A 20,646-nucleotide genomic window follows, 5' to 3' on the forward strand; every position below is an offset into this window, starting at 1 on the left:
GACCATTGCCACGCTGACGGGCATGCTGGGCGCTTCGCTGCAGGCCTGGCTGGGGGCGGACCAGTTCCGCCGCCACATGCGCCCGTGGATCGACACGGGACGCGACGTCGTCGCCTTCCCCGGTGCTTACCCCGCTGGTCTGCCTGACCAGCGCGTCGATCTCGATACCGACACTGTATGCGCTGGACGCGTTCGACAAGGTAACGCCGCTGCGCTTCTGGTTTACCTGGTGGGCGGGCGATACGCTCGGCGTGCTGCTGTTCGCGCCGCTGTGCTGGATCATCAGCGGCTCGCCGCGGCGCCTGTGGCGGCGGCGCGCGCCGCTGGTCGCGCTGCCGCTCCTGATCACCACGGGCGCCGTGGTGGCCATCTACCGGCTTGCGCTCGGCTGGGAGCACCAGCAGCACCTGCAGCCCTACCGCCTGAAGGCCCAGCAGACGGCCGACATGCTGCAAGCCGAGTTCAACGAACACGTGCGCTTTGTCGGCACCTTCGCGCGCACGCTGGGCGACACCGAACACATCCTCGACCGCGACAAGTTCATCCGCATCGCCGGCGGCTACGTCGACCACCGCGTCGAGATCCGGGGGTGAACTGGGCGGTACCAGTGTTCGATGGCGAGCGCGCCGGCTTCGAGGACTGGGTGCGGCGCACGCTCGACCCGGCCTTCCCGGCATCCTCGACGTCGACGGCAGCCGACGCATGACGCCGGCGGGCCAGCGCGAGCGCTACCTGCCGATGGTCTACGCCTGGCCGCGCTCGAGTTCGGTCATGCGCGGAGTCGATTTCCTGACCGCCCCGGGACGCGCCGCCGCCGCCGCGCAGGCGCTGGCCTCGCGACGCCCCGTCGCCACCGAGCCCTTCCAGCTGATGATGACCGACGACACGGGCATCAGCCTGTTCCGCGCCGTCGGGCCCGACGGCGCCGCCGCCGTGGGCATGGTCGGCTTCGTCCTGAACGCCGATCGCCTGGTGGAAGGGGCGATCGCCCGCTCCGGCTTCGACGGCTTTTCCGCCGCCCTGGTCGACGTTACCGACGGCAGCGCCTTGCCCGTGGTCGGTGCGCTCGGCAGGCCCGAGCGCGACGACTACCGCATCGGCCTGGCGTTTGCCGGGCGCGCCTACCAGCTGACCTTCCGTCCGACGCCGGCCTACATGAAGACGGAAACGGGCGCGGCCAGCTGGAGCGTGCTGTCGGCCGGGCTGCTGCTGACCGGCCTGCTCGGCGCGCTGATGCTGCTCATCAGCGGCGAACGCGCCGTGATCGAGGAGCAAGTCGCCGACCGCACGGCGCGCCTGCGCGACCGCGAAGCGCGCCTCGAGGCCATCCTCGACAACGCCGCCGACGCCATCGTCACGGTCGACGCGAGCGGCGTGGTGGTATCGGCCAATGCCGCCACCGCGCGCCTGTTCGGCTATCCCCCCGCCCACCTGAGCGGCCTGGCCTTCGCCACCCTGGTGCCGGCGGGTGCCGACAGCGATGCCGCGGCCCAGCTGGCGCGGCTGTCGACCGCGCCACCCGAGGAATGCGTGCTCGAGGGTCGCAATGCGCGCGCCGAACCGTTTCCCCTGTCGATTTCGGTGGCGCCCGTGCAGCTCGGACGCGAGGAGATCTTCGTCTGCATCCTGCGCGACCTGACGGAACAGCAGCGGGCCCAGGAACGCATCTACCGCCTGGCCCACCACGACGTGCTGACCGGCCTGGAAAACCGCTTCGCGCTCAACGTGCGCCTGGAACAGCAGCTGGCCATGGCACGGCGCCAGAACCAGCCGGCGGCAGTGCTGTTCATCGACCTCGACCACTTCAAGAAGATCAACGATTCGCTCGGCCACGCCGCCGGCGACCGCCTGCTGGTGGGCGCGGCCGAGCGCATGAAAGATTTATTGCGCGACGTCGACACCCTGGCGCGCCTGGGCGGCGACGAATTCATCATCGTGCTGGCAGGCCCCCTGACGCCCGACAGCGTGACCGGAGTGGCGGTGCGCGTGGTGGAAGCGCTGTCGCAGCCTTATCAACTGGGCGGCGCGACCGCACACAGCGGCTGCAGCGTGGGCGTGGCGCTGTTCCCCGACGACGGCGAAGACGCCTCCACCCTGATCCGCCACGCCGACATGGCGATGTACGCGGCCAAACGCGAGGGACGGGGCAACTTCCAGTTCTTCTCGCCGGCGATGAACGCCGCCACCCACGAACACCTGCTGCTGGAAAACCGCATGTGGGGCGCCCTCAATACGAACGGCTTCAAGCTGCACCTGCAGGCGCAGGTCTCGCTCGAGACCGGCCGCGTGATCGGCGCCGAGGTGCTGCTGCGCTGGCACGACCAGGAACTGGGCACGGTCGAACCGAGCCGCTTCATCCCCGTGGCCGAGGAAAGCGGGATGATCGTGCCGCTGGGCGACTGGGTGCTGGGACAGGCAATGGCCCTGCTGGCCGAGTGGCGGCGCGAAGGCCTGGACGACATCCGCCTGGCCGTGAACCTGTCGGCGCGCCAGTTTTCGGGCGCGTCACTGCTGAGCCGGCTCGACGAACTGGTGGCCTACCACGGCATCGATCCGGCGATGATGGAACTGGAAATCACGGAAACGGCCGCCATGCGCGACCCGGAAAGCACGCGCGAACAGCTGCGCCAGCTGCGCGCACGTGGCTTCAAACTGGCGATCGACGATTTCGGTACCGGCTACTCGTCGCTCGCCTACCTCAAATTGTTCGCGATCGACCGCATCAAGATCGACCGCGGCTTCGTGAAAGACATCGAACACAATCCGAACGACGCGGTGATCGTCGCCGCCACCATCGGTCTCGCCCATTCGCTGGGCCTGGCGGTGGTGGCCGAAGGGGTCGAAACCCACGCGCAATGGGGCTTCTTACGCGACAAGCACGGCGACGAGGCGCAGGGCTACCTGTTCGCGCGGCCGATGCCGGTTGCCGACTTCCGCGAATTCATCCGGCATCAAGAGCAGCCAGTACCTGGCGCTTGAGGGCGCGGATCAGGGCCGTCTCATCCGGCGGCACGCCTTCGGGCGCGGGCAGGGCGCGGTCGGCATAGAAAAAGCCCAGCCGCGCCTGGCCGACGGTCAGCGGCAACACGATGAAACTCTTCGCGTCCGGCAGCAGGCTGCGGTGCCAGCCTGGTAACAACTCGCGGATCTTCGGGGTGGCGGCGTCGGCAATCATGAGGTCGGCGTCGTTCTCCATCGCCAGCAGGAACAGGTCGCGCGCGGACGGCGTCGCGGCGGGGAAGGCAAAGCCGGCCTGCAGGCGCGCCTGCTCGGCACCAAACGAGACGCGGGCGCGGTACTGGCCCAGGCGCGCATCTTTCAGGCAGACGGTGGCGAAGCGAAAGCCAAGCGCCTGGTACAGCGTCTCGAGCACCGCCAGGGATCACCTCGTTGACGCGCGCGCGGCCGCCGGCGCGCAGCTGGGTGACATCCTGCACCCCGGCCAGCAGCAGTTCGCGCGCGTTCTTCGGTTTGCCGCTAGGGTGCACGCCGTCCTCGTCCCCGCCGCCCAGCGCGGCCAGCAGCAGCACGTCCGGCAGGCCGGTGCCCTCCTCGGCCGCGGGCGGAGGCAGGGGCCGCAGGTTCATGCTCTCCATCAGCGCCTGCATGCCAGCGGCCACGTTGTCGAAAATGCGTTCCAGGCCCGCCTGGTCGAGTTCGAACGCGGCGCCGTAGCGCGCCAGCAGCGCACGCGCCTCGGGCGTGGCACTGGGCGCCACCCCAGCGGGCGGACGCCCCAGCAGGCGCGCCACTTCGATGCTGAACGAGGCGACCTGGCGCATCCATTCGGCGCGGCTGGCGGCCACCTTCAGCGTACCGGACGGCAGCGTCGCCTGGGCGCGCACGATCACGTCGGGAATCTTCCACTCTCCCAGCACGGCGGCGGCCAGGGTGTCGTAGCTGCAGCCGAGGATGAGCTGCGAGGCCTGGCTGGGCGTGTGCTTGCCGGTGGCGACGAGCTGGCCGATCTCGCGGTAGCGCGCGTGCTCGTGCGAGGCGACCAGCAGCGCACCCAGGTTCTTGAAGAGCGCCCCGATCGCCGCTTCCTCCGCGCCCTGGTAGCACGACAGGCGCGCCATCTCGCGCCCGACCAGGCTGGCGCACAGGGCCGCTTCCAGTTCGACGCGTACGCTGCCGGCGTGCTGGCCGTTGTCGAGCGTATCGACCAGCAGCATCGCCAGCGCCGTGGTTTTCACGTTGTCGAAGCCCAGCAGCGCAATCGCGCGCGACACCGTCGTCACCGTGGTGCCGGAGACGGTGCGGTACTGCACCGTGTTCGACAGGCGCAGGATGCGCTGGGTCAGTGCGACGTCCGACAGCACGTAATAAGCCAGGTCGTGCGGGCCCGGTTCATCCGAGGAAGCCAGTTCGATCACGCGCGCCACCGCGCTGCCGAGGGCAAACATCTCGGCCTCGCCCGTCACCTTCTGCATCAGGGCGGCGCGCACGCGGCGGGTGGTACCCTCGTCGGGCACCGGGGGACTTGCTTCGGCCATCTTTGCTTATGCTTTCGTGGCGCGCGCGCCCTGGGGGTGATCCTTGCGATGTTTCTTCAGCACGCTCTGGTGCAGGGCGTTCAAGGCCGCCAGTTTCGGGTTGCGCGGGTCGAGCCGGCGCACGGCGCCCAGCTGGACCAGGGCCTGCTGGCCGAGCTTGTCGTCCCAGCCGGCATGCTCGAGGCAGCGCAGCAGCGCCAGCGCCGCATTGAAGGCCACCTGCGGGTTGCCGGGCATGCGCTGCGCCGCTTCCTGCATCAGGGTGGCCGCACCAATGTGGTCGCCGCTTCTTGCGCGCTCGGCGCCGCCGGCCACGAGGTCGACCACCTGCTGGTGCGTTTCGCGGGCCAGGGCCGTGCCCAGTTCGGCGTGGCCGGCCTGGGCCATCATGCTCATCGCCCGGTCCATGGCGGTGGCGTCGGCATTGCGCATGACGTCGCGCACCACCTCGGCGGCGCCCTCGGTCATGTCGTGCGCGAGACAGCTGCGCGCCAGTTCCAGTTTCAGGTCCGACGACATGGCAGGCAAGTCGCGGCTCGCTTCCAGCGCCGTGGTCAAGGACTGCAGCAGGCGCTCTTCGTTGCCGGTGTATTCGTGCAGCAGCGCCGAGGAGATGGCGCTGCAGGCATCGGCGTGGTTGCGCCCGCCCATCGAGCGGTCGAGGTCGCGGATGACGGCGGCGGCGGCAACCGGGTCGCCCTTGCGTACCAGCGTGCGCACCAGTTTGACGTGGTCTTCGGGGTCGCGGAACTCCGAATACTTCGCTTTCGCCACCACCTGCTTCATGACCTTTTCGGCGGTGGCGTCGTCGCCCGCCTCGAAGGCGACCTCGCCCAGCGTGCGCAGGCGCCGCACGGCGTGGGGCGAGACAGCCACCGCGCGCGCCAGCACGTCCTGCGATTTCTGCAGCTCGCCCATGGCGCCATGGGTGCGCGCCAGCCAGTCGTAGGCATCGACGAAGTTCGTGTTGGTCTCGACCAGGTCGGTCAGCAAGGCCTCGGCTTCGCCATACTGTTCGCGCAGGTACAGGGTTTTCGCCAGGCCCAGGCGCGCCCAGGCCACCGCCTTGGCCTCGGCCAGCTGGCGGTAGATCGGCTCGGCCTGGTCGGCTTCGCCAAGAAACAGGTGCAGCTCGGCGCGCAGGCGCAGGAAATCGATGGCGTAGCGGGGATGCGCGCTTGCGCCCTCGATGCAGCGGTTGACCGCTTCGTGCTGGGCACCCGCTTCCATCAGCTTGTAGACGGGCAGGAAGACGTTGCGCTTTTCCAATGCACGGGCGATGCGCTCGAGCAGGCGGTCGGCGGTAAAGGGTTTCAGGATGTAGTCCGTCGGCGCCAGCTCGGCGGCGCTGACCACCTTGCCGTAGTCGCCCTCGGCGGTGACCATGAAGAACATGGTCGACAGCGACACCAGCTTGTGGTGGCGCAGGTCCTCGAGCAGCTGCTGGCCATCCTGCCCGCCCTCGAGATCGTATTCGCACAGCACCAGGTCGAAGCTCTTCACGCCCAGCTGCTTGACGGCCTGGTTGGCGCTGCTGGCATGCTCGATGCGGGTCAGGCCGCACATGGTCAGCATGCCGTGGATGTTCGCCCGCATGCCCGCATGGGGCTCGATGAGCAGGGCACTGAGGCCTTCTAGTTCGTTCATGGCGAGTGGTTGTTCCGTACGGGCCCGCGGCAAGCTTCCGGCGCGGCTGCGCTGGCCGCTGCCGTCCGAGTATATTACGTCAGGGGAACAAATTACTTGAATCGACGGGCTTGACGCTCAAAAGCGGCGAGCCGATGGGAAAAAGCAACAGCTTACTGTCGGCGTCAGAAGCCAGCGTCGGCGGAACGCATGGGTGCACCCGGGGTGCAATCGGCACGCGCCGCGCCGCTGATGACGTTCTGGTAACGCACCTCGTACTTGCCGGCCGCGAGCGCATCGATGGTGAAGGTGGCATTCGCCAGCACATAGGCGTGGCGCACGTTGGAGCGGCGGTCGAGGTCGTGGATCTTGACGAACACCGGAGACGGATTGGCGCTGTTGTCGACCACGACCGTCATTTCCTTGCCGAGGTTGCCCATCGGGTAGCCGGAAATATAGCTGGACTCGGTCGGCCAGGGTTCGCCGTTCGGCGCGGCCAGGGTCGTCAGGTCGCTGGCGCAGTCGGGCTGGCGTGCCGGCACCTGCAGCTGCGTCACCGCCAGCGCCTTGACCAGGGGCCGGAGGGCGCTTCGGGCCGACGGCACCGGTCCAGGGGTCGGGATCGGGCGCCGACACCGGTGCCGGCAGGGACAGCGTGGCCTCGGCGGGCGCCGCCCGGTTGAAGGCAAGCGCCGCCGGCAAGAGGCGCGGCGGCTGGACCAGCAGCAGGACGGCGCCCGCGCCGGCGATCGCACCCAGACCGATGCCGAACCACCATTTCGGATCGCGCAGGGCGGAGCGGCGCGGCCGTGCCAGCGAAGGCGGCGCCTCCCAGCCTTCGCCGCGCGGGCGCGCACCCTCTTCGCCCGAACTCTCCAGCCACTCGACTTCCCATTCCTCGGCGGCGATCCACTCGTCATGCTCCTTGCGGCGGACCGGATCGGACAGGATGTTGTAGGCGGTGTTGACGATCGCCATGATGCGGGCGGCCTTTTCGTCGCCCTGGTTCTTGTCGGGATGGTATTTCTGGCTCAGCGCCTTGTAGGCCGCACGGATGACTTCCTGGGGCGCACCGCGCGCCACTTTCAGGTTGTCATAATGGGTGTGGATCTTGGCCATGGATTCGTTTCGGCGGCGCCTGGTGTCTGTTCGGAAAGGTTAGCCGATCCTGGGTGGTTGGCGCACGGGCCAACCGGCACAGCATAGCCGGGTTTGTATCCCCAGCGCAAGATGACAGGAAAGCTATAGCCGCGTGCTGCGATCGGCGCGCACGAATTCATCCGGCAAGTCAACGCCATTGCCCACCACCAGCACCTTGAACAATTCTCCCATCTCGCTGGGAGACACCAGCTTTTGCACGGCTTTCGATTGTGGCAAATAACGCACAACGTCTTCCGGATCGACGCGCAGCAGCAGCTCGCCGATGCCGCAGGCCAGCAGGAAGGAAGCCTGGTTCATGTAGGCCAGCACCTCCAGGCCGGCATCCTGCGCCGCCAGCGCCATCGCCGTGAAATCGACGTGGGCGGTGATGTCCTGCAGGCCCGGCAGGAAGAAGGGTTCCGGATGGGAATGGTGGCGGTAATGGCACATCAAGGTGCCGCCGCTGCGCTGGTCGACATAGAATTCGTGGGCCGGGAAGCCATAGTCGAACAGGAAAGCGGCGCCCTTCCCGCCCTTGAACATCGCTGCGAGCGAGGCCATGAAGCCGCAGGCAACCGGATGGATCTCGGTCAGGTAGCCGACCGGCAGGCTGCCGGCGTCGGGCACCTGGCGCAGCAGCTGCGCCCCCAGGTCCGCGTCCAGTTCGGCCTGTTCATAGGTAAAGCGGCCCTCGGCGATCGTCACCATCTGGCGGCGCCAGCCGTCCTCGGTTTTCACGACCAGCTCGATCGGCATGGCGTCGAGCACTTCGTTGGCCAGCACCACGCCGCTGAACCCCTCGGGGAAGCCGTCGCGCCAGTTCACTTGCGGGAAATCCCGCAGCGCTTCCTGCTGGCGGACGCGCAGTTCTCCCGACAGCTCGATGATGGTGTAGCTGGCCACCTGCACGCCATCAGCCGCCAGCGCGGTCAGCACGTCGCGCGCCAGCTTGCCGGTGCCGGCGCCGAATTCGATGATGTTGGGCGCGCTTTGGGCGATAATAGCGGCTGCCGCGCGCGCCACCGACTCGCCGAACAGCGGCGTGATCTCGGGCGCGGTGGTGAAGTCGCCGGGCGCGCCGAGCTTGGCCGCGCCGCCGCTGTAGTAGCCGAGCCGGGGCGCATACAGCGCCAGCTCCATGAAACGCGAAAACGGAATCGCTCCGCCGGCCGCCTCGATGGCGGCGGCAATCTGCTGTTGCAGGGCGTGGGACGCGGCCAGGGCGTCGCTGTCGGGAAGGGGCAAGGACATCCCGGCATTGTAGCCAGATCGGCACGGATCAACAATTTCAGCCAACGGTCTAAACATGACGCACATCACGCCGCACGCAGGCACGCCGCAGTCCGTCCCGCGATCCGCTCCGCAGTTCGCTCCAGTTGCGCTCGTGACCGGTGCCGGGCGCCGCCTGGGCCGTGCGATCGCGCTCGGCCTGGCTGCCGCCGGCTGGGATGTCGCGGTTCACTACCGCCATTCCGAACGCGAGGCGCAAGAGACCGCCGAGGCGATCCGGCAGCTGGGCCGGCGCGCCGCGCTGCTGTCCTGCGACCTGACCGACGAGGCGGCCGTGCGCCTGCTCCCCGGTCGCGTGGCCGATGCCCTCGGCCGGGCCACTTGCATTGTCAACAATGCTTCGTTGTTCGAATACGACAGCGCCACCACGTTTTCGCCGGCCCTGCTGGCCCGGCACATGAGCGCGAACGTCGCCGCGCCGCTCTTGCTGGCGCAGGCCCTGCATGCCGCTACCCCGGCCGGCAGCCAGGCCGTGGTGATCAACCTGCTGGACCAGAAACTGTACAATCTGAACCCGGATTTTTTGTCGTACACGCTGTCGAAAGCGGCACTCGACGCCGCCACCAAAATGCTGGCCCAGGCGCTGGCGCCGACGCTGCGCATCGTCGGCGTCGCGCCCGGCATCACGCTGGTGTCGGGCGACCAGAGCGAGGAAGGTTTTAGTAAAGCCCACACGGCCACGCCCCTGCAGCGCTCGTCGACCCCGCAGGACATCGCCGACGCCGTCGTCGTATGCGGCCTCGGCGCGCGCCCTGACCGGCACCACGCTGGTGGTCGACGGCGGCCAGCACCTGGTGCCCTTGACGCGCGACGTGATGTTCCTGACCTGATTTTCCCCATTTATCCTCAACCAATCACTTATCAAGGCTTGTTATGCTGTCCGCCCTGTCCCACCCGAGCTTGCGCGATTGCCGCCGGCTGTTCCTGCGCAATTACGAAGTGATGATCAACATCGGCGTGCACGATTTCGAGAAGAAGGGCGAGCAGCGCGTCTTGATCAATGTCGATTTATATATTCCACTGGCCGCATCGACCCCGAAGGCCGACCAGCTCGATGAAGTCGTCGACTACGATTTCATGCGCGAGACCATTGCCCAGCGCATGGCGCAAGGCCACGTGCACCTGCAGGAAACCCTGTGCGACGACGTCGTGCGTGCGATGCTGGCCCACCCGCGGGTGCGCGCGGCGCGCGTGTCGACGATGAAGCCGGACGTGTATCCCGACTGCGAAGGCGTCGGTGTGGAAGTGTTTCAAATTAAGGAAGAAGCATGAGTGCTGTACTGAACGACACTGTGGACGTCGACGCCAGGAAGCTGGAAAAGATCGCCCACGAGAACAACAAGCTCCATAAACGCCTGTGCCGCCTGGTCGGCCAGGCGATTGGCGACTTCAACATGATCGAAGACGGCGACAAGGTAATGGTCTGCCTGTCCGGCGGCAAGGACAGCTATGCCCTGCTCGACATCCTGATGACGCTGCGAGAGCGCGCGCCGATCCACTTCGATATCGTCGCGGTCAATCTCGACCAGAAGCAGCCGAACTTCCCGGCCGAGGTGCTGCCGGCCTACCTGGATAAACTCGGCGTGCCGTACCACATCGAAAACCAGGACACGTATTCGATCGTCAAGCGCCTGGTCCCGGAAGGGAAAACCACCTGCTCGCTGTGCTCGCGCCTGCGCCGCGGCATCCTGTACCGCGTCGCCGACGAACTCGGCTGCAACAAGATCGCCCTCGGCCACCACCGCGACGACATCCTCGAGACCTTCTTCCTCAACATGTTTTTCGGCGGGAAGCTGAAAGGCATGCCGGCGAAACTGGTGTCGGATGATGGCAAGCACATGGTGATCCGCCCGCTGGCCTATGTAAAGGAAGCCGATACCGAGCGCTATGCGGAAGTCAAAGGCTTCCCGATCATCCCGTGCGATTTGTGCGGCTCGCAGGAAAACCTGCAGAGGAAGCAGATCAAGGCGATGCTGCGCGGCTGGGAGAAAACGCATCCGGGACGCGTGGAAAACGTGTTCTCGTCGCTGTCGACGGTCGTGCCCTCGCACCTGCAGGACCGCAACCTGTTCGGCTTCATGGACCTGAAAACGGATGGCGTGGCCAATCCGAATGGCGATATCGCCTTCGACGAAGAGCCGTGCGGGGCGCCGGTGACGAACACGATTTCGCTCACCCAGCTTTAACTGCAGCTGTCAGCACCACCGGGCTGGTTGCGGGGCCTTGCAAGGCGGATAAGCCCTACACACCGGCCCGGCGCATCACCGCCAGACGAGCTGGCGCCCGCAGGTGGACGCGCCTGCTTCCCTGCCCTTAATCACCATGCCGGCGCAGCGGCGTCAGGCGGGGCAGGCGTGCCGAAAAGACCACGCCGTCGTCCTTGCTCGAGGTCACCGACACCTCGCCCTCGTGCGCGGTGACGATCTGTTTGACGACATACCGTCCCAATCCCAGATCGGGCGTCTTCGACACGACACGTTCGCTTGGCGGACGTATTGCGAAACGTTTGACAGGGTCAAACAGCGTGCGAAGCTTGGTCGACGGGATGACGTCGGCGTCGTTTCGGACTTCATGGATCACCTCAGCCGGGAAACCACGCATCGACACCTTGATCACGCTTTCCGGCTTGCCGTGCTGGATCGCGTTGGAAATCAGGTTGGAAAACACCTGGGCCATCCTCGCGCCCAGGCCCCGCTCGAATTGCCTTCCGCGATCAGCTCGATTTTACGGTCGGGATGGAAGGTTTTTGCTTCTTCGACGACGCCCTGGCATATTTCCAGGAGGTCGACCGTGTCAGGATCCACCGGTATGCCATCGCCCAGGTGCGAGGTCGAAAAATCGAGCAAATCCCGTACGATCCCATCCATGCGTTTCGAGCCACCGGGCCTGGCATGGTCTACGCTGCCGGGTTAGCGCTGCGGCAGGACAACGATCGTGTCGCCCGTGCGGCCTTTGTCGCCTTGTGCGCCATCGTCGCCGGTAGCACCAGTCGCACCCGTGTCGCCCGTTGCGCCGGTGTCGCCCGTGGCACCGTCATAGCCGGTCGCCCCGGTGACGCCGGTTTCGCCTTTGGCACCGTCATAGCCAGGGGCACCCGTAGCGCCGCTGCGGCCGGCCTGGCCTGTCGCACCGGTGGCGCCGGTAGCACCGGCAGCCGCCTGGGCGCCTGCTGCACCGGTAGCACCGGTGGCGCCCGGCGCGCCGGCTGGACCGGCGACGACCTGCACCATCGGTGGCGCGGACTCCGGCTGGCAAGCCGCGAGGGTGACGCTGGTGGCAAAGGCGAGCAAGATCAGGGTATATTTCATGGGGAATCCTTGTGTTGGGCGTACGCCGCTGGCGCAGAACAGCTCGACGGCGTCGGGCACGCGTCCTGCGTAGCGGGGAAATCGGTGGGCGCCGGCGCCAATTCAGAAGAGCGGGCGGGGGCAGAATCGAAGAGTGATCCCATCATGGTCTGCCGCTAGACCCAGTTCCGTTCGGAACCGAACACTCGGCACTACGCGTCGATGGTTTCTTCAGGGTGTCGCGTCGAGCCCCGCTATGGCATTGCGCCGACGCTGGCCCTGGTCCGGGATGGAACACCCGGGATGCGCAATGCCGCGCTGTCGCGCACGGTGCAGGCGCGGGCGCGGGCGCGGGCGTCCATGACGGCGCAGAGCAGCGTCCTCATGGAAGAGACTTCGGGGAATAATGAAGAAATGGAGCGGGGCCGAGACAGTTGCGCGTCCTGGTCTGTCCTGTCTGGATCAGAGTATCTTGCGCCCGCCGATCACGCGCAGCAGAACGGCAATCACCGCAATGACCAGCAGAATGTGGATCAGTCCACCGGCGGCCACCGAGGTGACCATTCCGAGCAGCCATAAGATGATGAGGACAACAGCGATGGTATATAGCATGAGTGACTTTCTGGTGTTGGTTGAAGCGTGAATCAGAGGACGCGGAGGATATTCCGCGCTGTCCCGATAACCCATCTTCTTCCTTTCCCTACGTCACTTCCGTTCGGTTCCGAACCAAACGTTTATTTTCTGGCAACGAACGCGTGATTGCCTCAGGCCCGCCGCATGCGTTCGCTCACATCCAGCCCGATGCCGCGATAGCCGGAAAAGGCGCTGGCGGTGTCGAACATGGGCTCGCCGCTGACCTGGAGATACTGGACGCGCGTATCGGCCAGGGTCCTGCTGTAGACAAAATCTAGAAACGGTTGCCGGTTCGCGATTTTTGCCTGGAGCGTTGCACGCTCCTCCATGTTCCAGCCGGCTGCGGCGAGTTCGTCGTTGCTGGCCTTGTCGCCGAGACCCAGCATTTCTTCCACCGGACCGGAAAACTGCGTCAGGCTGCCATTCGCATCCTGCTCCCAGTACCAGTCGGACGACAGTTCGGTGAAGCGCTGAAAACGCGCCTCGCTCTGACGCAACTCGGCGGTGCGCGCGAGTACGGCCTGCTCCAGCAAACGGTTCTGGTCGTTCAGCCTGCGATACAGCAGGCGTACTTCCAGCATGTTGTGGATGCGTGTCTGTACCTCGATGAAATCGAAAGGCTTGCTGACAAAATCCTTCGCCCCCGCCTTCAGGGCACGCAGTTTATGCGCCGGCTGCGCAGTAATGACCAGCACGGGCAGATAGCTGCCGTGCTCGATCTTCTTGAGCGCTTCGATCACCTCGAATCCATCCATCTCCGGCATCTGCAAATCCAGCAGGATCAGGTCGAAGCGGTGTTCCTTGTGCAGGTCGTACACCGCGCGTGGGGACTGGGTGGTGGTGATGTTCGTATAGCCCTCGTTGAGCAACATCTGCTCGAGCAGCATGACGTTCGCTTCCTGGTCATCGACGATCAGGATCGTCGCGTTCAGGATCTCACTGGATTCAAGCATGGCACTTCCTCGGAATATGCATCGACATCTTGTTATGGGCCGTGTTCGGCCGGCTGGACCAGGCTGGCTGAATGCAGCAAGGCTACGTCGAGCGCATTCATGAATTCGTGAACGCGGATCGGTTTTGTTAGATAACGGAAGAACCCTGCTTCCAGTCCCTTTTCGATGTCGCGGGGGACCGCATTCGCCGACAGCGCCAGCACCGGGATATGCGCGGTGGCCGGATCGTCGCGCAGGCATTTGAGTGCACCATAGCCGCTGATGCCGGGCAGGTTGATGTCCATCAGGATCACGTCCGGCAGGTAAGTGCGCGCCAGTTCGATGCCGAGTTGGCCGTCGATTGCAGTGAGCAGCTTCAAGTCGCCGCGGCGCGCGATCAGCTGCTCGACCAATGCGAGATTGGCGGGATTGTCTTCGACATACAGGAGTGTCGGCTGGTCGCCCGACCCAGGCGCCGCTGCGTGCCGGCGCACGAGCGATACTTCGTCGATATTGTCGAGTGCCAGCACTGGCGGAGTCGATGCAGCGAACTCGACCCAGAACACCGTCCCCACGCCGACCGTGCTTTCGACCCCGATCTGCCCGCCCATCAGCTCGACGAGCTGCTTGGTGACCACGAGACCGATGCCGGTGCCTTCTTCGACACTGTCGTGCTGGCCCAGGCGGTTAAATGGCTGGAACAACTGCGCCAGTTGGTCGGCCGGCAAGCCGGCGCCGGTGTCCTTGATGCTGATGCGTACCCGGCCGTTGCCGCTTTCGGTGCACGCGACCGTCACCGTGCCCGCCGCGCCGTTGTACTTGATCGCGTTCGAGAGCAGATTGATCATCACCTGCTTGATGCGGGTGCGATCGGCGTGCACATAGTAGACGTTGTCGAGCTCGGGGAAGGTCATGGCGATGCCGCGCTTGCTGGCCTGCGGCTCGATCATGCCCTTGCAGTCCTGCAGCACGTCGTTGATCGACATCGATTCCTGCGACATCGTCACCTTGCCGGCCTCGATCATGGACAGGTCGAGGATCTCGTTAATCAGGCGCAGCAGGTACCAGCCGCCCTTGAGGATCTGGTCGATGGAACGCTGCTGGCGCAGGCTCGGCGGCGGCAGTTCCGAAGCCATCAGCTGGGCAAAGCCGAGCACCGCATTGAGCGGAGTACGCAGTTCGTGGCTCATGCTCGACAGGAACTCGGATTTCGCGCGGTTGGCCTTTTCGGCCGCTTCCCTGGCCAGCTGCAGCGCGACGTTGGTCTCCTGCAGGGCGTCCTCGAAGTGCTTGCGCTCGGTGATGTCGCGCGCGGCGGCAAACACGCCCTGCAGGTTGCGGTCGCGGTCATGGAAGGTCGTGGCGTTGAACGAGACCACTGTCCTGGCGCCGTCGCAGGCCAGCGCCGTCAATTCATAATTGGTGACCTTGCCTTCCTGGAGCACCCGCGTGATCGCCTGCTCGGCGCGCTGCGGCTCGGTGAAGCAGCTCTTGAACGGCGCACCGATCAGCTCATCGCGGGTGCGGCCGGTCAGCAGTTCCATCTGCTGGTTGACGTCGCTGATCATGCCGCCCGGGTCGGTGGTGATCAGGGGGTCGATGTTCGATTCGATCAGCGAACGCGTATAAAAATGCTGGTCGCGCAGGCGCTGGTCGAGCAGGGCCTGTTCGGCCTCGACCCGCTTGCGCGCCGTGTTGTCGGTGCCGATCAGCAGGAAGCCGATCACCTCGTCCTCGGCGCCACGTAAGGCAGTGACCGACACGAGGGCCGGGAACGAGCTGCCGTCGGCACGGACATAGGTCAGTTCATAGATGTCTTCGATGCCACGCGAGGCCTTGTAGACGAGCGCATCGAAGCCAGGCTGGATCGTCGTGTCGAACTCGCTGCTGAGCGAGGCCGCACGTTCGATCAGCTCCTGCGCATCGGAAATGCTTGCCGGCGTCAGTTTGTCGACGACGTCTTCCGGTCCATAGCCGAGCATGCGTTGCGCGCCCACGTTGAACACCTGGATGACGCCATCGGCATCGGTGGCGATGCTGGAAAAATTGGCGCTGTTGAAAATGGCATCCTGCAGCGCGCCCGCTTTCAGCAAGGGCGCCGAGCGCAGCTTCGCCTGCGTGGCCTTGCGCAGGCGGGACTGGCGCCGTGCCAGCCACAGCAGGCCGCCAAGGAAAGCGAGCAGCAGCGCAATGATCAGCTTGATATGCATCGCCGCCGTGCCCCGGCCTAGCTGCTCGAGCGCGATGGCGGTCGTCAGCAGCACGGCAGCGAGCGTTGCGGCAAAGCCGATTGCCATCAGGCGCTCGAGAGAAGAATGTTTGATGTGTTGCATAGTGAGCGGTGCCCGGCCCTTGAGCCCAGGTCAAGGGCCGGCGGTAATGGAGGGTTGACGGCAGGCCGTGTCAGGCAGCGCGTTTCGACAAGCCCGCAGGCTGGCGCTGGCGTACGTCCGACAACAGCCGGGCGAATTCCTTTTTGACGACGTCGTAGCATTCGCAGACGTCCTGCTCGAGGCCGATGCGATCGAGCACGGTGATGTGGCCGCGCCGGTAACTGATGTGGCCGCGCCCCTGCAGCCGGCCAGCCGCTTCCGTCACCCCTTCGCGGCGCACGCCGAGCATGTTGGAAATGAGCTCCTGCGTCATCGTCAGTTCGCCCTCGCCCAGGCGGTCGAGCGTCAGCAGCAGCCAGCGGCACAGTTGCTGCTCCACGCTGTGGTGACGGTTGCAGACCGAGGTCTGCGACATATGGGTGAGCAGGGCCTGGGTGTAACGCAAGAGCAGGCGCATGACAGGGCCGGCCCGGTTGAATTCTTCCATCAGGATCCGCACGGGCAAGCGATAACCATGGCCGCCCGTCTGGATCACGGCCCGGCTCGGCGTACTGCCGCCGCCCATGAAGAGCGATACCCCGAGCATGCCTTCATTGCCGACGCCGGCGATTTCGGAGGAGCCGCCGTTTTCGAGCAAATAGTGGAGCGAGATGATCGCGGTTGTCGGGAAGTAGACGTAATCGAGCGTGTCACCGGACTCGCACAACACGTCGCCGAGGCGCAGCGCTACCGATTCGAGATGGGGGGACAAGCGGTCGAATTCCGCGTCCAGCATGGCAGCGAGCAGGTAGTTCTGGTTCGGGTCTTGCATACAGGTGCGCTGTAAATTGTTTCGTGATAAGTCAAAGCTAAGACAAACAAGCCTAACATGGGGACTTCATAACGCCTAGAAATATTGCAATTTTTTATTTTTTGTTACTGCTGTGCGTGCCACCGAACGGAGCGGGCTCCCGGACGGCGCAACAGTGCTGCATGGTGGCGCGGCAAACGTGCCACCCGGATTCCACCGTGCGCCCAGCCGGCAGGAATGCATCCCACAGAAAGTAACAATATGAATGTTGCACAGGATTATGCGAGCCTGATGGCCAGCTCGACGGGGTGGATCGGCATCCTCACCTCCCCCATCGCAGCGCTCAGCGTGGCCAAGCTTGCCACCCTGTTGTGGACCTTGCTGAGCCATGGTTGACTGCCGCCGCGTGCTCGCCCAGGCGCCCCGATGATGTACCTCCGTCCGATCCCGGGACCAGGCCGGCACCCCTACGGCGCAATGCGTGCATTCGCCCTGTGCCTGCTGTTGGGTTTGCTTGCCGGCTGCACCACCCTGCCCTCCCTCGACAACCGGCCTGCCTCGACAGCGGATGCGCATACGGGTAGCACCGGGCTGGGGCGCGCCGTTTCCGCAGGGGTAGCGGCGCATCCGGGAAAATCCGGCATTTACCCGCTTGCCGATGGACGCAATGCCTTCGCCGCGCGCGTGCTGCTGGCGCAGGCCGCCGAGCGCACGCTCGACGTTCAGTACTACATCTGGCACCAGGACATGACGGGCACCCTGTTGTTCGCGGCCCTGCGCGAGGCTGCCGAGCGCGGGGTCAGGGTCAGGCTCCTGCTCGACGATAACAACACGGCCGGACTCGATCCCTTGCTGGCGGCACTCGACGCACACCCGAACCTCGAAGTGCGCCTGTTCAACCCGTTCGTCATGCGCAGGGCTAGGGTGCTCGGCTATCTGAGCGACTTCAGCCGCGCGAACCGGCGCATGCACAACAAGTCCTTTACCGCCGATAACCAGATCACGATTGTCGGCGGCCGCAATGTCGGCGACGAATACTTCGGCGCCGACGACGACCTGCTGTTCGCCGACCTCGACGTGATGGCGATCGGGCCCGTCGTTGCCGATGTGTCGAAGGATTTCGATCGTTACTGGGGGAGCGGATCATCCTATCCGGTCACCGGCCTGCTGGATGAAGTGACTCCCATTGCGCTCGACGCACTGACGGCGGCGGCGCTGGAGATCGAGCGCAGTCCGCGCGCCCTCGCTTATACGCGCGCTCTGCGTGCCTCCACGTTTGCCGGTGACTTCCTGGAAAACCGCCTGGTCTTCGACTGGAGTGTCACGCGCATGGTCAGCGACGACCCTGGCAAAGGACTCGGACTGGAGCAGCCACGCACCCTGGTCGTCCACAAGCTCAAGAAGACGATGGGCGAGCCGGTGTCCGAACTGAACATGGTGTCGCCCTATTTCGTGCCCACGGACGAGGGGACCGCCGCCTTTGTCGAACTGGCCAACAGCGGGATCAAGGTCAGGGTGCTGACCAATTCCCTGGAAACCACCGATGTCGCCGCCGTGCACGCCGGTTACGCCAGACACCGCAAGGCCCTGCTTGCCGCCGGCGTGACGATCTATGAACTGCGCCGCATGACGCAGGCATCCGCGCGGAGAAGGATATTGGGCTTGCGCGGCAGTTCAGCCTCCAGCCTGCACAGCAAAACCTTTTCTGTCGACGATGCCCGCGTCTTCATCGGTTCGTTCAATGTCGACCCGCGCTCGGCCAGGCTGAACACCGAGATGGGCTTTGTGATCGACAGCCCGGTGCTGGCGCGCCGGATCTTCGATGCGTTTGCCCAAAGAATGCCGCTGGAAGCCTACGAAGTGCGCCTGTCGCCGGCAGGACGCTTGTACTGGCTGGAGCGCCGCGGCGCCGCGGTGTTGCGCCATGACGTCGAGCCCGGCACCAGCCCGGGCCTGCGTGCTGGCGTGTGGCTGATGTCGCTGCTGCCGATCGAGTGGTTGTTGTAGCACCCATTCCATGCGTCGGCGGGGCTGGACAGGTATTTCAGAACATTTATCTCGGAATTCAGCAAATAACTGGCGCTGTGCGCGGTACCGAACGGAGTGGAGGGTTCCGAAAGGTAATAGTGCGTTCCGAAGCCTGCATGACTGTCGGCCGCTGCCCCCACCCAGGGGACAGCCAGGCAACAACCTGATCACCACGTAACTCACCACCATAAAGAAAAACAGAACAATGAAAACTTCAAGCACCCTCGCCGCACTGATCGCCCTGGCCTGCGCCACCATGGTCGGCGCGCATGCGGCGCCGGCCGAGGCGGCTGCAGCCGGCTTCGTCAATCCGGATTGGGCCAACAGCGCCTGGTACATGGGAGCAAGCGTGGGACAAGCGCGCGCCGACATCGATGGGGCACGCATGACGCGCAACCTGACGGCCGATGGCTCCAGCCTCACTTCCTTCAGCAAGGACGAACGCGACCTTGGTTTCAAGCTGTTCGGCGGCAAGCAACTGAACCGGTATCTCGCACTCGAAGCCGGTTATTTTGACCTGGGCAAGTTCGATGCCGCGGCCACCACTTCCGGCAATGGCGCACTGCGCGGGGAGACAAGTTTGCGCGGCGTGAACGCCGACCTGGTGGGCCAACTGCCGCTGACGGAGCGCTTGTCGCTGCTGGGCCGCGCGGGCGTGCAATATGCACGTGCAAGCACCCACTACAGCGGCAACCGCCTCGATGCCCTGAGCAACCCGAACCCGCCAAGCGGAGGCCGCCGCGGCGCGAAGCTCGGACTCGGGCTGGAATACAAACTGAGCGAAGCCCTGGCGCTGCGCGCGGAAGTGGAACGCTACCGCGTCAATAACGTGGTCGGCAATCGCGGCGATGTCGACCTCGCTTCGGTCGGCCTGGTCTACAAGTTTGGCCGCCCGGCGGCAAAGGCCATCGTCGCCGCGCCTGTCGCCGCCCCGCAGGAAGAAATGCGCGCCGCCCCGCCGGCACCGGCGCCCGCGCCCGTGTCGGAAAAGGTCTCGTTCGCCGCCGAGGCATTGTTCGATTTCGACAAATCGGTGGTGAAAGCGGACGGCAAAGCCGCACTCGACGACCTGATGGCGAAGCTGCAGGGCATGAATACCGAAGTCATGATCGCAGTCGGCCATACCGACTCGGTCGGCTCGAACGCGTATAACGACAAGCTGTCGCTGCGCCGTGCCGATGCCGTCAAGGCGTATCTGGTATCGCGCGGGCTGGATCCGGCACGGCTGTACACCGAAGGCAAGGGCGAAACCCAAGCCATTGCCGATAATGCGACCGCCGAAGGCCGCGCCAGGAATCGCCGCGTGACCATCGAAGTCGTCGGCACCCGCAGCGTCCCCCGCTAATCCGGGAAGCCGATCGACAAACCGCCTGGCGCAAGCCCAGGCGGTTTTTTTGCGTCCGAACGAAGCAACCCGGCCGTCACGGACCGTTGTGTTCAAGCCCGCGGCACGATCACGGTGAATACGGTGCCCGTGGCATCATCCGACCGGACTTCGATGTCGCCGCCATGGACGACGGCGATTGGCTTTGCAATGAACAAGCCGAGACCAGGACTGCTGCGTGGACGCACGTCGCCATCGTGCTTCGGCAGCTGCACCAACGACGAAAACAGGGTGGGTAGCGCGTCTGCGGGAATGGTCGGGCCTTCGTTGCGCACGCTGATCAGCACGCGCTCCGGCTCGCCCGCAATCTCCACCAGGATCGGTTTTCCGCGCGTGCCGTACTGCGCCGCATTGGTGACCAGATTCGTGAGCAACTGCTGGAGCCGGGGCTGGTCGAATTACCCCATCAACTCATCCGAGCCGCGCCCCCATCTGCTCGACCTGATGCTCGAACGCGCCAGGGCGCCCGAGGTAGGCCCCTGCCGCCATGGTCGCAGCCGGGGACCGCGCAGATCCCAGGATGGCCGGGAACATCTCGCGGGTCTCGTTGAGCCTGTCGGGATAGGCGACCGCTGCTTGCGCGAGGGATTGGTCGATCGCGTCGTTGAAGCGTGTGATGTCGGCCGGCAGGTCGACACAGTGCGCCTCCCACAGCTTGAGCACGCTTGTGCGCAGGGCGCGATACTCGGCGATGAGCTGCAGCAGGG

General features: G+C 65.4%; 20 protein-coding genes and 2 pseudogenes. 8 read left to right on the plus strand and 14 right to left on the minus strand.

Annotated elements, in window-relative coordinates; all coding sequences use genetic code 11:
- Positions 1 to 122: 122 nt before the first annotated feature.
- Entirely contained in the window at positions 123 to 593 is a 471-nt protein-coding gene (locus tag G4G28_RS23415; RefSeq protein ID WP_183107877.1) for an MASE1 domain-containing protein, read from the plus strand.
- Positions 594 to 702: 109 nt separating this feature from the next.
- The gene (locus G4G28_RS23420; RefSeq protein ID WP_183107878.1) at positions 703 to 2,979 is read left to right on the plus strand and encodes an EAL domain-containing protein; all 2,277 of its coding nucleotides are present in this window, start codon (positions 703 to 705) and stop codon (positions 2,977 to 2,979) included.
- 20 nt (positions 2,980 to 2,999) lie between these two features.
- On the opposite strand, the gene G4G28_RS23425 is transcribed toward G4G28_RS23420, so the two are convergent.
- The 5 genes and pseudogenes from G4G28_RS23425 to G4G28_RS23440 all read right to left on the minus strand — a co-directional run bounded on the left by G4G28_RS23425 (position 3,000) and on the right by G4G28_RS23440 (position 8,513).
- Complete coding sequence (locus G4G28_RS23425) at positions 3,000 to 4,496, minus strand: HDOD domain-containing protein (RefSeq protein WP_308601436.1); 1,497 nt, start codon at positions 4,494 to 4,496, stop codon at positions 3,000 to 3,002.
- Positions 4,497 to 4,502: 6 nt separating this feature from the next.
- Entirely contained in the window at positions 4,503 to 6,143 is a 1,641-nt protein-coding gene (locus tag G4G28_RS23430; RefSeq protein WP_183107879.1) for a response regulator, read from the minus strand.
- A 164-nt stretch (positions 6,144 to 6,307) separates the two neighbouring features.
- A complete protein-coding gene (locus G4G28_RS27160) occupies positions 6,308 to 6,727 on the minus strand; it encodes a hypothetical protein (RefSeq protein ID WP_229508131.1) in 420 nt (139 codons plus the stop codon).
- Positions 6,728 to 7,097: 370 nt separating this feature from the next.
- Positions 7,098 to 7,241, minus strand: a pseudogene (locus G4G28_RS27165) (DnaJ domain-containing protein); the annotation flags it as partial.
- A 123-nt stretch (positions 7,242 to 7,364) separates the two neighbouring features.
- Positions 7,365 to 8,513: a class I SAM-dependent methyltransferase gene (locus tag G4G28_RS23440; RefSeq protein ID WP_182990162.1), complete on the minus strand. Its 1,149-nt coding sequence runs from the start codon at positions 8,511 to 8,513 to the stop codon at positions 7,365 to 7,367.
- 55 nt (positions 8,514 to 8,568) lie between these two features.
- Between G4G28_RS23440 and G4G28_RS23445 the strand changes: the two are divergent.
- From G4G28_RS23445 to ttcA, 3 genes and pseudogenes are all read left to right on the plus strand, one after another.
- A pseudogene (locus G4G28_RS23445) lies at positions 8,569 to 9,382 on the plus strand (SDR family oxidoreductase).
- A 43-nt stretch (positions 9,383 to 9,425) separates the two neighbouring features.
- On the plus strand, positions 9,426 to 9,824 hold the full coding sequence (locus tag G4G28_RS23450) for a dihydroneopterin aldolase (protein ID WP_182990164.1): 399 nt from the start codon (positions 9,426 to 9,428) through the stop codon (positions 9,822 to 9,824).
- A complete protein-coding gene (ttcA, locus tag G4G28_RS23455) occupies positions 9,821 to 10,738 on the plus strand; it encodes a tRNA 2-thiocytidine(32) synthetase TtcA (protein WP_182990165.1) in 918 nt (305 codons plus the stop codon). Before G4G28_RS23450 ends, ttcA begins: the two co-directional genes overlap by 4 nt.
- 127 nt (positions 10,739 to 10,865) lie before the next feature.
- Here ttcA and G4G28_RS23460 read toward each other — a convergent pair whose 3' ends face one another.
- The 7 genes from G4G28_RS23460 to G4G28_RS23490 all read right to left on the minus strand — a co-directional run bounded on the left by G4G28_RS23460 (position 10,866) and on the right by G4G28_RS23490 (position 16,548).
- A complete protein-coding gene (locus tag G4G28_RS23460; protein ID WP_182990166.1) occupies positions 10,866 to 11,219 on the minus strand; it encodes a sensor histidine kinase KdpD in 354 nt (117 codons plus the stop codon).
- Positions 11,204 to 11,419 (minus strand): HAMP domain-containing histidine kinase, encoded by a 216-nt coding sequence (locus tag G4G28_RS23465; RefSeq protein ID WP_182990167.1) that lies wholly within the window; start codon positions 11,417 to 11,419, stop codon positions 11,204 to 11,206. The genes G4G28_RS23460 and G4G28_RS23465 overlap by 16 nt, the downstream gene beginning before the upstream one ends.
- 42 nt (positions 11,420 to 11,461) lie before the next feature.
- Complete coding sequence (locus tag G4G28_RS23470) at positions 11,462 to 11,860, minus strand: collagen-like protein (protein ID WP_183107881.1); 399 nt, start codon at positions 11,858 to 11,860, stop codon at positions 11,462 to 11,464.
- A gap of 441 nt (positions 11,861 to 12,301) precedes the next feature.
- On the minus strand, positions 12,302 to 12,451 hold the full coding sequence (locus G4G28_RS23475; RefSeq protein ID WP_182990170.1) for a lmo0937 family membrane protein: 150 nt from the start codon (positions 12,449 to 12,451) through the stop codon (positions 12,302 to 12,304).
- Positions 12,452 to 12,603: 152 nt separating this feature from the next.
- Positions 12,604 to 13,425: a response regulator gene (locus G4G28_RS23480; protein ID WP_182990171.1), complete on the minus strand. Its 822-nt coding sequence runs from the start codon at positions 13,423 to 13,425 to the stop codon at positions 12,604 to 12,606.
- A 32-nt stretch (positions 13,426 to 13,457) separates the two neighbouring features.
- Positions 13,458 to 15,737 carry a PAS domain-containing hybrid sensor histidine kinase/response regulator gene (locus G4G28_RS23485; protein WP_229425292.1) on the minus strand — a complete coding sequence of 760 codons (2,280 nt, stop codon included), beginning with the start codon at positions 15,735 to 15,737 and terminating at the stop codon, positions 13,458 to 13,460.
- Between the two features lie 70 nt (positions 15,738 to 15,807).
- Positions 15,808 to 16,548: a Crp/Fnr family transcriptional regulator gene (locus G4G28_RS23490; protein ID WP_229425293.1), complete on the minus strand. Its 741-nt coding sequence runs from the start codon at positions 16,546 to 16,548 to the stop codon at positions 15,808 to 15,810.
- Between the two features lie 240 nt (positions 16,549 to 16,788).
- Between G4G28_RS23490 and G4G28_RS27695 the strand changes: the two genes are divergently transcribed.
- From G4G28_RS27695 to G4G28_RS23500, 3 genes are all read left to right on the plus strand, one after another.
- Positions 16,789 to 16,923 carry a hypothetical protein gene (locus tag G4G28_RS27695; RefSeq protein ID WP_267873645.1) on the plus strand — a complete coding sequence of 45 codons (135 nt, stop codon included), beginning with the start codon at positions 16,789 to 16,791 and terminating at the stop codon, positions 16,921 to 16,923.
- Between the two features lie 33 nt (positions 16,924 to 16,956).
- On the plus strand, positions 16,957 to 18,534 hold the full coding sequence (locus G4G28_RS23495; protein WP_374011340.1) for a phospholipase D family protein: 1,578 nt from the start codon (positions 16,957 to 16,959) through the stop codon (positions 18,532 to 18,534).
- 226 nt (positions 18,535 to 18,760) lie between these two features.
- The gene (locus G4G28_RS23500; protein WP_229425295.1) at positions 18,761 to 19,900 is read left to right on the plus strand and encodes an OmpA family protein; all 1,140 of its coding nucleotides are present in this window, start codon (positions 18,761 to 18,763) and stop codon (positions 19,898 to 19,900) included.
- A 92-nt stretch (positions 19,901 to 19,992) separates the two neighbouring features.
- Here G4G28_RS23500 and G4G28_RS23505 read toward each other — a convergent pair whose 3' ends face one another.
- Together G4G28_RS23505 and G4G28_RS23510 are read right to left on the minus strand one after the other, a co-directional pair.
- Positions 19,993 to 20,313: a sensor histidine kinase KdpD gene (locus G4G28_RS23505; RefSeq protein ID WP_182990172.1), complete on the minus strand. Its 321-nt coding sequence runs from the start codon at positions 20,311 to 20,313 to the stop codon at positions 19,993 to 19,995.
- A gap of 37 nt (positions 20,314 to 20,350) precedes the next feature.
- A complete protein-coding gene (locus tag G4G28_RS23510; RefSeq protein WP_182990173.1) occupies positions 20,351 to 20,602 on the minus strand; it encodes a hypothetical protein in 252 nt (83 codons plus the stop codon).
- Positions 20,603 to 20,646 lie beyond the last annotated feature (44 nt).

The organism is Massilia sp. Dwa41.01b (assembly GCF_014171775.1).
Lineage (GTDB): Bacteria > Pseudomonadota > Gammaproteobacteria > Burkholderiales > Burkholderiaceae_D > Telluria.